The sequence below is a fragment of the Pseudomonas sp. ASL9 genome, assembly GCF_056680335.1.
This window is the reverse complement of record NZ_CM155277.1, coordinates 4,062,344-4,076,425: the sequence shown is the minus strand read 5'-3', so window position 1 is coordinate 4,076,425 and position 14,082 is coordinate 4,062,344. Positions and strand designations below refer to the sequence as shown.

General features: G+C 56.8%; 11 protein-coding genes, 1 tRNA gene and 1 pseudogene. 10 read left to right on the top strand and 3 right to left on the bottom strand.

Annotation, left to right across the window (positions count from 1 at the left end):
- The first annotated feature begins 35 nt into the window (after window positions 1-35).
- The 8 genes and pseudogenes from AC1ME2_RS18875 to AC1ME2_RS18840 form a co-directional block, all read left to right on the top strand.
- Complete coding sequence (locus tag AC1ME2_RS18875) at window positions 36-3,413, top strand: dermonecrotic toxin domain-containing protein (RefSeq protein WP_480435858.1); 3,378 nt, start codon at window positions 36-38, stop codon at window positions 3,411-3,413.
- Between the two features lie 79 nt (window positions 3,414-3,492).
- The gene (locus AC1ME2_RS18870) at window positions 3,493-4,980 is read left to right on the top strand and encodes a sensor domain-containing diguanylate cyclase (RefSeq protein WP_480435857.1); all 1,488 of its coding nucleotides are present in this window, start codon (window positions 3,493-3,495) and stop codon (window positions 4,978-4,980) included.
- 7 nt (window positions 4,981-4,987) lie between these two features.
- On the top strand, window positions 4,988-5,227 hold the full coding sequence (locus AC1ME2_RS18865) for a cysteine-rich CWC family protein (protein ID WP_480435856.1): 240 nt from the start codon (window positions 4,988-4,990) through the stop codon (window positions 5,225-5,227).
- Between the two features lie 44 nt (window positions 5,228-5,271).
- On the top strand, window positions 5,272-5,964 hold the full coding sequence (locus tag AC1ME2_RS18860) for a pseudouridine synthase (RefSeq protein ID WP_480435855.1): 693 nt from the start codon (window positions 5,272-5,274) through the stop codon (window positions 5,962-5,964).
- Window positions 5,965-6,271: 307 nt separating this feature from the next.
- Window positions 6,272-7,156: an alpha/beta fold hydrolase gene (locus AC1ME2_RS18855; RefSeq protein ID WP_480435854.1), complete on the top strand. Its 885-nt coding sequence runs from the start codon at window positions 6,272-6,274 to the stop codon at window positions 7,154-7,156.
- A gap of 140 nt (window positions 7,157-7,296) precedes the next feature.
- Window positions 7,297-7,370 (top strand) — tRNA-Gly (locus tag AC1ME2_RS18850).
- Window positions 7,371-7,810: 440 nt separating this feature from the next.
- A complete protein-coding gene (locus tag AC1ME2_RS18845; RefSeq protein WP_480435853.1) occupies window positions 7,811-8,341 on the top strand; it encodes a hypothetical protein in 531 nt (176 codons plus the stop codon).
- Between the two features lie 380 nt (window positions 8,342-8,721).
- Window positions 8,722-8,949, top strand: a pseudogene (locus AC1ME2_RS18840) (GFA family protein); the annotation flags it as partial.
- Between the two features lie 126 nt (window positions 8,950-9,075).
- Here the strand turns inward: AC1ME2_RS18840 and AC1ME2_RS18835 are convergent.
- Both AC1ME2_RS18835 and yiaY read right to left on the bottom strand, forming a co-directional pair.
- Window positions 9,076-9,405, bottom strand: a complete 330-nt coding sequence (locus AC1ME2_RS18835) for a DUF2025 family protein (RefSeq protein ID WP_480435851.1) — start codon at window positions 9,403-9,405, stop codon at window positions 9,076-9,078.
- A 19-nt stretch (window positions 9,406-9,424) separates the two neighbouring features.
- A complete protein-coding gene (yiaY, locus tag AC1ME2_RS18830; protein ID WP_480435850.1) occupies window positions 9,425-10,573 on the bottom strand; it encodes an L-threonine dehydrogenase in 1,149 nt (382 codons plus the stop codon).
- 184 nt (window positions 10,574-10,757) lie between these two features.
- Here yiaY and AC1ME2_RS18825 point away from each other — a divergent pair, with 184 nt between their 5' ends.
- The gene (locus tag AC1ME2_RS18825) at window positions 10,758-11,804 is read left to right on the top strand and encodes a DUF4917 family protein (RefSeq protein WP_480435848.1); all 1,047 of its coding nucleotides are present in this window, start codon (window positions 10,758-10,760) and stop codon (window positions 11,802-11,804) included.
- A gap of 132 nt (window positions 11,805-11,936) precedes the next feature.
- Complete coding sequence (locus tag AC1ME2_RS18820) at window positions 11,937-12,833, top strand: DMT family transporter (protein ID WP_480435847.1); 897 nt, start codon at window positions 11,937-11,939, stop codon at window positions 12,831-12,833.
- Here AC1ME2_RS18820 and AC1ME2_RS18815 read toward each other — a convergent pair whose 3' ends face one another.
- Window positions 12,834-14,051 (bottom strand): class I SAM-dependent methyltransferase, encoded by a 1,218-nt coding sequence (locus AC1ME2_RS18815; protein WP_480435846.1) that lies wholly within the window; start codon window positions 14,049-14,051, stop codon window positions 12,834-12,836.
- Window positions 14,052-14,082 lie beyond the last annotated feature (31 nt).

Here is a 14,082-nt window from a genome sequence, read left to right as displayed (position 1 = left end):
CAGTGACGCGTCCCTCCTCACGTTCGGCCATCCACATGAATGACCAAGAAAATTCAGTCCCCCCTGCTCCAGCACGCACCACACCCGCCTCAACGTACAGCCTCGTACACCCCGCGCTTACGCACCTGACCGGCAACCACAGCGAGCAGAACGATACCCTACCCTCTTCTGGAGCCTTTTCTCTGTCGCCGTTTTATTACGCAACGTCCAACGATCGTCTGGAGGGACTGCAGCGGGAACAGCCACCTGCCAACGACGCCACCCTCGTGCTGAACAACAAACAGCTTGCCACGCTCAGAAAGAGTCCTGCCGCCAGACTGCTCGCCACCTCGACCTTGAGTTTGAAGGCCTGGCAGATGGACATGGACTGCCCACCTGGGGTGCGTGCCTATATCAAACAACAGCTGACCCAGCTTTTATTTGAACAGACCGGCAAGCACCATTTCCCGGATCAGATGCACATGGACTTCACGACCGATACGCATCCTGCCGTCTCTGTCGATGGGCAAGAAGTCTACGCATGGCGCCTGTCCCTCACCGATGTGGCGGTTACCTCTTTTGATGCCGCCAGTTTTTATGGCCTGATGCAGAGCGCTGAACCTGATCATCCGCTTGATGAGGGAACACCGTCGCTTACCACAACCCTGGCCCTCAAGCTGATCGACAAGGCGGATTGGCCTCGACACTACGAGACCTTACTTGCCGCCTTCTGGGCCACGCATGAAATGACGTATCGCACCCTCGCCAAACTTTCATTCCTCGACACGCTGGCGCGGTACCACACGCGTAAGATGATCAGCCGGGACGGTTATAACCTGGCGCTTGAAGCCATAGGACTCGACCGGTTCCCCACCACCGTTGAAGCCCTGGAAGCATCAGCCAAAGGCGAGCGCACGGTCGCCCGTGTGGTGCTGCTGAATGACAACATCGTGCCGGGCATCTTTCAACTGACATCAAAAAACACATCGCACAGCTTTATTCACATCACCGGCCAGCGACCTGCCGTTTTCGAATACATCAGCGACAACCCTGAGTTGATGAGACAAAAGCTTCTCAGCGCCTTGAACACGTCGCCCTGGCTTGCGCCGTATCTGGACGTTGCCGACAAACAAGGGGATGCGCCCTTCACTCTCGATATAAAAACCCTCAATGAGGATATTTTTTCCGCGCTCACCCGCGCCCAGAAAGCGTTTTCATTGGAGCAGCACGCACTACAGACCCACGCGGACACCCTGTTCATGTTGGTCGAACGCGGCCTGACCCTGGTGAGCGTCCTTGATCGCTGGGAACTACAGCCGGATATCGTGAAGCGAATACCCAATCCATTGAAGGCCGCCAATCGACTGATGCGCGCCTACCTGAAAAACGAACATCAACTGGATGTGAATCCGGATCATGTCTTCATTCGCTATGTTCGAGGCACATCGACCACCCCCTTGGGCAGCGCCCACTCGCCCATCACGTATATTCATACCCCCGACGAAACCCCGATCAGCCTGAGTAAAGCCCTGTTGAGCAACTACCGGGTCGAGCAGCCTGTTGGCTATATCGACAACGGCGGCCGTAGCCAGGTTTACACCGACCCCACAGGCAAAGGGCAATGGTCCGAAGGGGCTGAGCTTGCGATCTCTCCGGAGGTCATCGAAAGTCACATCAAGCGCACTGATTTTCTTGACCTGATGTCGAAGCAACTCAACCGTTTTTGGGAGGAACAGGGAGCGGCTATCGAGCAGTCATTCAAGACAACCTTCATGGCGCAGGCAGTGATCAGCCTTAAACAGAAGCAGTTATCACGCGCTGGATTCGATCTTCTGGTCGAGATGTTGGACACGACTTCATCCACCACGACGTCTACTGGCATCCACTGCAAAGCGCTGGGTTTTTACCTGAAACCCTCGTTAGTAGAAGGCACGCAATGCCAATGCTGTGCCGGTCTGCTGGTATTCACTCACGCCAACACACCCTTGACGGTTCTCTACCAGGCCGGTCAGTCCGTGGCATTTGTCGAGTTCAATAGCGACATCGAACTCACCCGTTATATACAAACCGCCGCCAAGGATAAGCAGTGGCAACGCATGCTGTTGAGCTATATACCGGTCAGACTCCACGAGAAATTTATGTATATTCTTGATATCTGGAGCGGCAATAAAATCCCCGACCCGGCGTCCTCCCTGCTTCGGCCCTGGACCGACGTGGTTTACGCCAACGACCTGCATAAAGCCAAAGCCCGTACCTTCTGCGAGCAGCCCATTACTTCGTCGCCTTTCGTCTTTATGCGCGAGACGCTGCAACGTAATCATCAGGATGATGCGAATGAAAACATCGTGACCTCGAAAGAAGTTTCGCTGCGTTATTGGACGCGTCAACTCAACCATCTACAGCTCTTGCTGGCGCCGATGTCATTGCTATTGGTGCCCGCGGCACTGGCCTCTCTGGCGACTCACGCCGGGTCCATCTACCTGGGCATCGCGACAGCAGCGTTGCCGGGAAATAGGGACACCGAAAAAACCCAGGCAGTGCTCAACGCGCTGTCTCTAGGGTTGTTGCAGCTAGCGCCCTACACCCCCCGATTGCTGCGTATGTTCAACACATTCAACGTCCCAGGGAAAACAGCCATCGCGGTTGCCAGCGCTACACCCGCCGCCACAAAAAGCTTCGGCTCCTGGATTCACCGATCAATCAACGCCCGTAAAACCCGCCTGGAAACATTTTTCAATACCAACAGCCTGCTCAAGACCTGGACCATTCCCGGCCATCACTCCTTCGGAACCTTACCCGTCAAAGCCTGGAAGCTTGGTCGCAAACTCCTGCTCTGGACCTCGGACAAGGCTCAAGCCAGAGTCCTGGTTGTGAGTACACACGGGCATTACTTGCCATGGACTAAAACCGCACGGATCCCCAATGGCACCGAACTTAGAACTTACGCGCCGCATGGTTATGAACTGGTCGACCCAACGCTTCACCGAGTCGTGAGCCAGAGGGTCAAACCGTTTTCTATCTTGAATAACGCAAACAACAGCCTCGCGCGTCCTGCAGGCCCGCTGCCGCCGTATGCCATCACCGATAAGGTGCTGGCCGGAACATCCCTTCCGGGCAATATCAAGAATTATTCGCTGATGAAATTCCAAAGTACCCGCGGCGAGACGTATCAGGAGATCAGTCAGGTAGTGCGTCATTCAAATCTGTCGCCTTTAAACGGGCTCCCCGCCACGCCCATGGATGTACTGACCGTCAGGAATCGCTTTGGCGTGACTCATCCCAACCTGCAGGATCTTTTCAAGTCATTGTCTGAACAGGGTATTCATTACGACAAAATTTTATTGGTGCACTGCCGGTGTGCTGCCATCAACGCCTTGATGGGCCGCTCGCCCGTTTATATAGCACCGACCGCGACCATGCCGATTACACCGTGAACCTGAATCGGCAATAGCGCAAAGCAGTGACGGCACGCTAGCATGCCGCCACTATTGGTCTTCTCCCACCGGATTCGTCATGCCACTTAGCTCGCCACTCAAGTCGCAACGGTCACTGATCCTGACGCTGGTCGTCCTACTGGGGGGCGGCTTTCTGGCAACATCGTTACTCAGCTATTACGCCTCGCGGGCGTCGATTCGCGACAGCATCGTCAACACAGAGCTGCCATTGACCTCGGACACGGTGTATTCGGAGATCCAGAAAGACCTGGTCCGACCGATCCTGATTTCCTCAATGATGGCCCGCGACACCTTCATGCGTGATTGGGTAGTGGCTGGCGAACGTGACCCTGAGCAAATGACCCGCTACCTCAACGAGGTCATGAATCACTACGACGCCTACACCGCCTTTTTTGTCTCCGACACCAGCCTCAAGTATTACCAGGCCAAAGGAGTCTTGAAGAAAATAGACGCCAAAGAGCCGCGCGATACCTGGTACTACCGGGTACGCGACATGGCTGCGCCCTATGAAATCAATGTCGATCCAGACATGGCCAACAAGGACAACCTGACCTTCTTCATCAACTACAAGGTGTTCGATTACAAGGACAACTTCATCGGCGCCACGGGTGTGGGCCTGACCGTGGATGCGGTGATCAAACTGATCGACCGTTATCAGCAGCGGTATCAGCGAAGCGTGTATTTCGTCGACGCCTTCGGCCGAATCGTGCTCACCGGCGCCCAAGGTGGACCGCTGGGTGCCGCCATCGGTCAGCGCCTCAAAGACCTGCCGGGCCTGAGCGACTTGCACAACAAACTGCCCAAGCCACAGACCGGCAGTTTCGAATACCAAGCGCAAGGCCAGGGTCACTTCCTCAACGTGCGTTTCATCCCGGAACTGAACTGGTACCTGTTCGTCGACAAACAGGAAGACGGCGCACTCACCGATATCCGCCAGTCGCTGTACCTGAACCTGTTCATTTGCCTGGTGGTGACACTGGTGGTCCTGCTCCTGCTGCATCGGGTCATCCGCCGCTATCAGCACAAGATCGAAGCCCAGGCCACCCTCGACAGTCTCACCGGTCTGCCCAATCGCCGCGGCTTCGATTTGATGGCGCTCAAGGCGATGCAGGAAGCGCAACGCGAGCCCAAGCCCCTGGCGGCGCTACTGATCGACATCGACCACTTCAAGCGCCTCAATGACGAACATGGCCATCTGGCTGGCGACGAAGTGCTCGTCGGCTTCGCCCAGGACCTGCAAAGCTGTTTGCGTCAGTCGGATATTATTTGTCGCTGGGGCGGCGAAGAGTTCATCATCCTGCTCAAAGACACCAACAGCGCCAACGCCCAGCAAGTCGCGGAAAAAGTTCGTCTACTGGCCGAGCAACATTCCTACAGCTTTTCCGGCACTCCGTTGCAAATCACCGTCAGCGTTGGCCTGACTGAACTGCAACCCGACGACACCCTGCACAGCCTGATTGCCCGCGCCGACCACGCGCTGTATCGCGCCAAACAGACCGGGCGCAATCGGGTGTGTATGGACATGGCTCAGTCTCAGTTTGAATAGGCGCGTCATGAACAACCACACGATTAAAAAAAACTCAATCGACCCCGACCGCTGCCCTGTATGCGGCGCCAGCAACCGCTGCACCCTCGCCAACCCACGTACGGCGGCGCAACCCTGCTGGTGCTTTTCAGTCAGCATCGACCCCGCTGTGCTTGAAGCGCTGCCGCTGGAAGTGCGCAATGCCGCCTGCCTGTGCCCGCGCTGCGCGCAGATCGAAACTGATGCTCAGTCGAAGCACAACCACTAGATCGCGTACCATGCGCGCCACTTCCCCAGTCGTCCGTCACCGCCATGCGTCTTGATCGATTCCTCAGCAACCTGCCGCGCTTCAGCCGCAAAGACGTGCGATTTGCGTTGGTGGCCAAGCGAATCAAGGTCGACGGTCAGACCATCAACGACCCCCTTCACGAGGTGCGTGAATTCAGCCGTGTGGAATGCGACGACGACGTGTTGCAAGTCGGCAAACCGGCGCGCTATTTCATGCTGCATAAACCACCGGGTTGCGTCAGCGCGACACTCGACCCACAGCATCCGACGGTGCTCGACTTGCTGGATGAGCCCGACAAAGAAGACCTGCACATCGCCGGTCGACTCGATTTCAACACCACGGGCCTGATGCTGATCACCAATGACGGTGTCTGGTCGCGACGATTGACCCAACCGCAGACCAAGCTGGCGAAAATTTACTACGTCGAAACCGAGCAAGCGATCAGTGACGACTATGTGCAGAAATTCGCTGAAGGGTTTTATTTCGCGTTCGAAGACCTCACCACTCAGCCCGCCGAACTGATCGTGCTGGGGTCTCACTGCGCGCGCTTGAGTATCGTCGAGGGCCGCTACCATCAGGTCAAACGCATGTTCGGCCACTTCAACAATAAAGTCCTGCGCCTGCACCGCGAACGCATGGGCCCCCTGCAACTGGACGCCGGTTTAGCGCCTGGGCAATACCGTGCCTTGAGCACCGAAGAAATCCTCGCAATCTGACCGATCCGACCACTCAGCAGAAGTTGTCGAACAATTTACCAACGGCACTTGCGGGTTGCCCCCGAGCCTGCTTGAATCAAACCGTCAGTCCGCATGTGACTGATTGGTCATGAACTCATTCTAAGAAACCTTTTGCCGTCCCGAGAGCCTCAGGCTCCGTGCCGACAAACCGCCCGCCAATAACAATACCTGTCGACCAGACTGCATCGGATCGACATGGGCTCCCTTTCCAGGCGTATGCCTACCTGTCACGAAACTCGTGCAACCTCGTTTGCGCGCATACCTGTTTTCGCCAGGAGTCTATGTTATGAGGCCAGAAATCGCGGTGCTTGATATACAAGGTCAGTTCCGGGTTTACACGGAGTTGTATCGTGCAGATGCCGCAGAAAAGACCATTATTCTGGTCAACGGCTCGATGGCCACCACTGCGTCCTTTGCTCAGACCGTCCGTAACCTGCACCCGCAATTCAACGTGGTGCTGTACGACCAACCCTACGCGGGCAAATCCAAAGCCCACAACTTGCATCGGCAGCCGCTGACCAAAGAACTCGAAGGTCAGATCCTCCTTGAGTTGATCGACCACTTCGCCGCCGAGCATGTGCTGTCCTTTTCCTGGGGCGGCGCGGCAACCTTGATCGCGCTCGCGCAAAAACCACGACGCATTGAAAAAGCCGTCATCAGTTCGTTCTCCCCCGTGGTCAACGAACACATGCGCGACTACCTCGAACGAGGCGTCAGGCACCTCGGCGCGTTTGATCGTCACGAGGTCGGCCACCTGGTGAACAACACCATCGGCAAACACCTGCCGTCGCTGTTCAAGCGCTTCAACTACCGGCATGTCAGCAACCTGGATATCCATGAATACGTGCAAATGCACTTTCATATCAGCCAAGTACTGACCATCGACCAGCTGTGCTACCTCGACGCTGCGAAAACCATCGACGTGCCCGTGTTGTTCCTCAACGGCGAGTGGGACGAATACACCGCCGCAGACGACGCCCGGCTCTTCGGTCAACACGTGCGCCAAAGCGAGTTCTGCACCCTCCGGGCCACCGGGCACTTTCTGGACATGGAACACAAAGCCGCCTGCCGCGACTCGCAAAAGGCCCTATTGAGTTTCCTCAAGCCAGCACCCGTTGCAAAACGGCCACGCTACACACAGGTACAGAGCCACCATGCATTTGCACTGTGAACGGAAACCACCACTCCCTGTAGACGCTAACGTGTGCAGGGAGTGTGTGATTCACCTGATCCGCAACACAAAAATACCACCTGAAGAAAAATAGAGCTTCAGTTCAGCGCCGACATCTGGTACAAAGTCAGCCGCTCAAAGCGGGTGTCGTATAATGGTATTACTCCAGCTTCCCAAGCTGATCACGCGGGTTCGATTCCCGCCACCCGCTCCACTATTTTCAAGGTCTCCAGCGCAGTCCACGGACATCCAATAGCGACTGGTGACAGTTTCAGTGACAGTTACTGCTTTTACGCAGACGTCAGGTTCCACCCTCCACGACCGTATACCTACTCCAAAAGCGCCGTGGCTCAATCTCTACATCCGCCAAGCACAATGAGGTCAGCTAAAGGGATTTGGCCCATCTAAAGAGAGCCCACTACCTGCGTGCTTTTTCATTCCGAAATTTTGTCACCACCCCTTTACCGCCACCATCCTGACCTACACTGAGATCAGCTGACGGATCAGCGCCCCCTCGACAGAGAGCCCGCCACCTGCGGGCTTTCTGTTAATAGTCATCTGCGTAATCATCTCCTTCCGTCGGAAGCCTGAGAACTATAGACAGTGATAGGCGTCCTAGTGCACGTGAACCTATCCTGATCGATGGAAGCAATCATGCTTTTAAAGAAAACGAATCTAATCGCTGTTATGTCATGCGTAATGATGCTGGCTGCTGCTCCTTTACTCCCCATGAGCTCCGCTTATGCAAAAGATGGAGGAAGCCACGGTGGTGGTAGCGGTGGCGGCGCAGGTCACGGCGGCGGCATCGGCAGTGGCGGCCAGGGAGAAGGTCATTCTGCTGATGCTGGCAGCAATGGCCGTGGTGAAGGTCAGGAAAGCGATCATGACGGCCGAGCGGTCAGGGACCATGGCATCAGTGGCCGTGCTGAAGGTAAAGAAAGCGTTCATGCCGGTCGCGCGGTCAGGGACCATGGCGTCAATGGCGTCAATGGCGTCAATGGTCATCACACTGGCCGCACTCGTAATGACAGTAAAGGCCATGCCGTGGCTACGTCCGGTATTGCACATTCCAAAACCACCCACGGACTTACCAAGGCCACTGCGATCTCAACCACCACGCCGGGAGATCACAATGCAAAGGGCTTGAGTAAGGCTGCCACTTCGACCACCAAACAAGATCAGTAAACCCGTCCTTACCGTCGCGCGAGCTTTTCCATATTCTCGTGCGATGCAGAAAGCCCGCCAATTGGCGGGCTTTTGCTTTCCAATGATGGGTTTTAATTTCCCACTCAGCAACAGCGTGCTGGCGGCATTGCAGGTGAACTCTCCGGCGGTGTCCGGCGGCGCGTGTGGCTCTGGAACTGCTCGCGGTTGTCCAGGGCTTCCACGCCCACTGTCGCGCAGCAATCCGGGTCTCGATTCTGCCCGGAGGGCGGAGCGGCCGGGACGCGTAGTCTTGCCTGCGATAAGGGCCGAAGAACCTTCATGCGGTGGTGAGTTCGGCCATTTTACGACTGGTGCGGTCGGACGCGACCCCGGACCGATTCGCAGACAAGTCAGCTTCGCTCTCGTCCTACGAGTCATCCCCCGGCAAGTTGCGCCACTTCTGCTCGGCATGCGGTTCTCACTTAATTGCCGAACGCCCGCAACATCCCATCGTCATCGTACGTATTGCGACCTTGGATGAGGACCCTGGTGCAGTTCCCGAAAATCATATTTGGGTTTCGCATGATGTGCCGTGGCTTGAGTACGAGGGTATCCAGGCATATTCGGAATGGCAGCCGGGGCGGTGATGCGGGAGTTAAAACGCCGAAAACAAATTCGTTTCATCGCTTTATTGCCCAACACTTTTGCTTTGTAAACATCACCTCCCGCCGACTGTACAGGTAAGCAGTCGGCCTAGGCACACACGCTATCCATCACCCCTCCCCCTTCAACCTCCGCACGGCCGTTATCTCCGGCAAGTCCACGCGTTTCACATACACCCGCAGTGGCTCGGTGATGTTCAGCCGGTCATCGATATTCTGCTCCAGCAACAACGCCAACAGCTCGCGCTTGAGGGTCATGACCTGGTTATCACCGGCTTGCCAGACGAATTCGTGAGTCGGCGTGATGGTGTGGTCAGGCACGTCCATGCCAAAGGCGTCTTCGCTGAAGCGGACGATGTACCTGTCCGCTTTGTGGTGGTAGCCGACGAAGCCTTTAAGCAGATCGGCTGCGTCGCAGATGACGCTTGAGGTAATGCTCATGGTTATCCTCTGGGACGTATCAAAGTGCGCTACGGAAGATGGCTTCGATCTGGTGCTGTTCCGCAGGGCGCGGGTTGGTCAGGCCGCAGGCGTCTTTCAAGGCATTGGCGGCCAGGGTAGGAATGTCTTCTTCCTTGACGCCCAGCTCTTTGAGGCCCGCAGGGATGTCGACGGCACGGGACAGGTTGCGAATGGCGGCGATGGCCGCCCGGCTGCCGTCTTCCGGGGAGAGACCGCGCGTGTCTTCGCCCATGGCGTGGGCGATGTCGGTCAGCCGCGCCGGGCAGACGCTGGCGTTGAAGCTTTCGACATGGGGCAGCAATATTGCGTTGCAGACGCCGTGGGGCAAGTTATAGAAGCCACCCAATTGATGGGCCATCGCGTGTACATAGCCCAAAGAGGCATTGTTGAACGCCATGCCGGCAAGGAACTGTGCATACGCCATGTTTTCCCGCGCGACCATGTCGCTGCCATCGACCACCGCCTGGCGCAGGTTACTGGAGATCAGCGCCATGGCTTTCAGGGCACAGGCGTCAGTGATCGGTGTGGCGGCAGTGGAGACGTAGGCTTCGATGGCGTGGGTCAGTGCGTCCATACCCGTGGCGGCAGTGAGCGCTTTGGGCATCCCGACCATCAGTCCTGGATCGTTGACGGAGAGTACGGGGGTGACATTACGGTCGACGATGGCCATTTTGATGTGGCGGACTTCGTCGGTGATGATGCAAAACCGCGTCATCTCGCTGGCAGTACCCGCCGTGGTATTGATCGCAACCACCGGCAGCTGCGGCTTGGCCGACTGATCAACACCTTCGTAATCGCTGATGTGACCACCGTTGGTCGCACACAGCGCGATGCCTTTTGCGCAATCGTGAGGCGAACCGCCGCCGAGGGAAATCACGAAGTCGCAGCCGCTGTTCTTGAGCAACGCCAAGCCCTTCTCGACGTTACCCACGGTAGGGTTGGCTTGCGCACCGTCGAATACCAGTGCGTCGATATCCTGTTCAGCCAACAACCCAACGATGTTCGCTGCGACACCGGCCTTGACCAGCCCGGCATCGGTGACGATCAACGCTTTGCGAAAGCCAAAGTTATGGATGGCGGTCATCGCTTCGGCCATGCAGCCGATGCCCATGATGTTCACCGCAGGAATGAAGAAAGTGCTGCTCATCGCAAGTCCTCTGTAACCAAGCCAAGCCAGTCGATCCGGTTTGGCGAATGCGCGTAGCATCTTCTGATCGCTAATCTTTCGCATTGATCTGGCTCAATACTGGCATCAACACCGGGATCGGCCGACAGGCGTGATAAAGTCCCGGCGCTGCCTTTTCCCGACCTGACGACGACGAACAAAGACTATGGACTTCACGGATTTTGATGCTGAGCTTGCAGACTGGAATGAGCTGCGGGCGACCACCCCATTTTCCGGTTTACTGGTGGGTAATGGCGCGAGCATGGCGGTGTGGAAAAACTTTTCTTACGACTCGCTCTTCGAAACAGCCGAGACCACCCGTAACAAGCCGTTGAGCCATACCGAACTTGCCGTGTTCAAGGCCATGAACACCAGCAATTTCGAGCCCATCCTGAGTGCGCTGAAAACCACCATGAGGGTCAACGCCGCGCTGACCATCAGCTCTTCATCGCCACGCAATCGTTATTTCGCGATTAAAGAAGCCCTGATCCACGCCGTGCGTTCGGTGCACATTCCATGGCGTCTGGTGGAAGAAAAAACCCTGGCCCGTATCAATCAAGCGTTCAGCCAGTACCGCACCGTCTACTCGACCAACTACGACTTGCTCTGTTATTGGGCCGTGATGCAGTCGCCGCAGACATTCAACGACCTGTTCGACGAAGACGCCACCTTCAACCTCAACAACACGCCGACCGACGCCACGCGCATGCTTTATCTGCACGGCGGCCTGCACCTGGTGAAAAACCTCGACGGCAGCGTTCGCAAGCTGTTGTCATCGGAAAGCACCCTGCTGGGCAGCTTCGCCATCAATGCGCTGGATGACGTGCCGATATTCATCAGCGAAGACAACAGCGAGAACAAGCTGAAGATGATCCGCCACTCGGATTACCTGTCTTTCTGCTACTCGCAACTTGCCACCCATGAAGACGCGCTGTGCATTTTTGGCCACGCCCTTGGCGCACAAGACACGCATATCATCGAGGCAATCAGGCAAGCCAGGGTCAAGACCATCGCCATCTCTATTTACCCGCGCAGCACTGCCTTTATCCAGCACCAGAAGCGGCACTACAGCACCCTCTTCGCGGGGCAGGACGTGACGTTGACGTTCTTCGACGCCAAGACCCATCCGTTGGGCGATCCTGAATTGTCGGTGGCGGTCGAGCGGCTGAATGCTGCTGTTAGCGCACCAAAGCCAACCGGCGCAAAACACTGATAGCGAGTCACTCCGGAGCAAACACCCGAACTGTACGGATAAATCTCTCGATAGCTGTGAGGGCGTGCGGGGGCGGTTTGTGGCTAGATGAGAGGCTCGTGTATCCCATAACAACAAGGTCACGCTTCCATCATGTCCTCTCGCGAAAACACCGGCATGGCCCTGGGCCTGATCGGGGTGATTATTTTCAGTCTGACGCTGCCCATGACCCGTATCGTGGTCCAGGAAGTCCACCCACTCCTCAATGGCCTGGGCCGCGCGTTACTGGCGGCGATTCCGGCGGCAGCGCTGTTGCTTTGGCGGCGCGAAAAGTGGCCGACCTGGGCGCAGGTCAAAGGCCTGAGTCTGGTAGCGCTTGGGGTGATTGTCGGCTTCCCTGTGCTGTCCGCCTGGGCGATGAAAACCCTGCCCGCGTCCCACGGCGCGCTGGTCAACGGTTTACAACCCTTGTGCGTGGCGATCTATGCGGCGTGGCTCTCCCATGAGCGCCCATCGAAAGCATTCTGGGCCTGCGCGGCACTGGGCAGTGGGTTGGTGCTCGGGTATGCCTTGATCAGCGGCGCCGGGAATATTCAGGCAGGCGACGTGTGGATGCTGGCGGCGGTGGCGATCGGAGGGCTGGGTTATGCCGAAGGCGGCCGTCTGGCCAAGCAGATGGGGGGCTGGCAAGTGATCTGTTGGGCGCTGGTGCTGTCCAGTCCACTGCTGCTCGGACCCGTGATTTATCTGGCAATGCAGCATCAAGGGCCGATATCCACCGGCACGTGGTGGGCGTTTGGTTACGTGTCGATCTTCTCGCAATTCATCGGCTTCTTCGCCTGGTATGCCGGCCTGGCCATGGGCGGCATCTCGCGAGTCAGTCAGGTACAGCTGCTGCAGATTTTCTTCACCATCACCTTTTCAGCGCTGTTTTTCGGTGAACACATCGAGCCGATTACCTGGCTATTCGCCGCGGGCGTGATCGCTACAGTAATGCTGGGACGCAAGACCACGGTCATTGCGCCCCAGCCACTCACCACCCGCCTTTAATCAGCTGATAGTGCCGTCTGCCTGGAGCAAGGTTTCCAGGCAGTGCTCCTGAATACCGTAGAACTCTTTCAACTCCTGGATCTTGGCCAGCAACTCAGGTTGCTTGAGTGGCTCAGCGCGTTTGACCGCAAGAATCATTTTGTTCTTATTGGTGTGCTCCAGCGAGATGAACTCGAACACCTTGGTCTCGTAACCGCAGGCTTCGAGGAACAAGGCACGCAGGCTGTCAGTGACCATTTCCGCCTGCTGGCCCATGTGCAAACCGTATTGCAGCATCGGCCGCAGCAGCGTCGGGCTTTGAATCTGCAAGCGGATCTGTTTGTGGCAGCACGGCGAACACATAATGATCGACGCCCCAGAGCGAATACCCATGTGGATCGCGTAATCGGTGGCGATGTCGCAGGCGTGCAAGGCAATCATCACATCGATGGCACTGGGCGCCACGGTGCGCACATCGCCATGCTGGAAAACCAGGCCCGGATGCTCCAGACGCGCGGCAGCGTTGTTGCACAGCGTCACCATGTCCTCGCGCAACTCGACCCCAGTGACATGGCCTTCGGCGTGCAAGGTGTTGCGCAAGTAATCATGAATAGCAAAGGTCAGGTAGCCCTTGCCCGAACCAAAGTCCGCGACCTTGATCGGCTGATCCAGCGCCAGCGGCGACGTGCTCAAGGCGTGGGAAAACACCTCGATGAACTTGTTGATCTGCTTCCACTTACGCGACATGGACGGGATCAGTTCGTGCTGCTTATTGGTCACGCCCAGATCGGTCAAGAACGGTCGATTCAGCTCCAGAAAGCGCTTTTTCTCACGATCATGTTCGACCGATGGCGCTTCGCGCTGCTGCTGGGCCTTGCTGGTGAACAGCGTGCTTTTACCTTTTTTGCTGTATTCCAGCTGCACTTCGTCAGTCAGCGATAACAAGTGCGCGTTCTTGAACGACTCCGGCAATAAACCCGCAATCACCTCGACCCCTTCCGCCAGCGGGAAATTCTTGGTGATGTCGCGGGATTTATAGCGGTACACAAACGACAGGTGCGGCAGCTCCTTGATCGTCGTCAGCTTGATGATGATGCGCTGCAACTCCACCTCAGCACCGACGTACTTGGCCAGCACCAGCTTGATAAAGGAGTTCTGCGACAGACTGGTGTCCAGCAGGCTCAAAAACTGCGCACGGTGATCCGGCACAGACTGGGTGGGCGTTGCAGTGGCTGACATTGGAAAGCGCCTCGGACGGGCTGAAAATAAC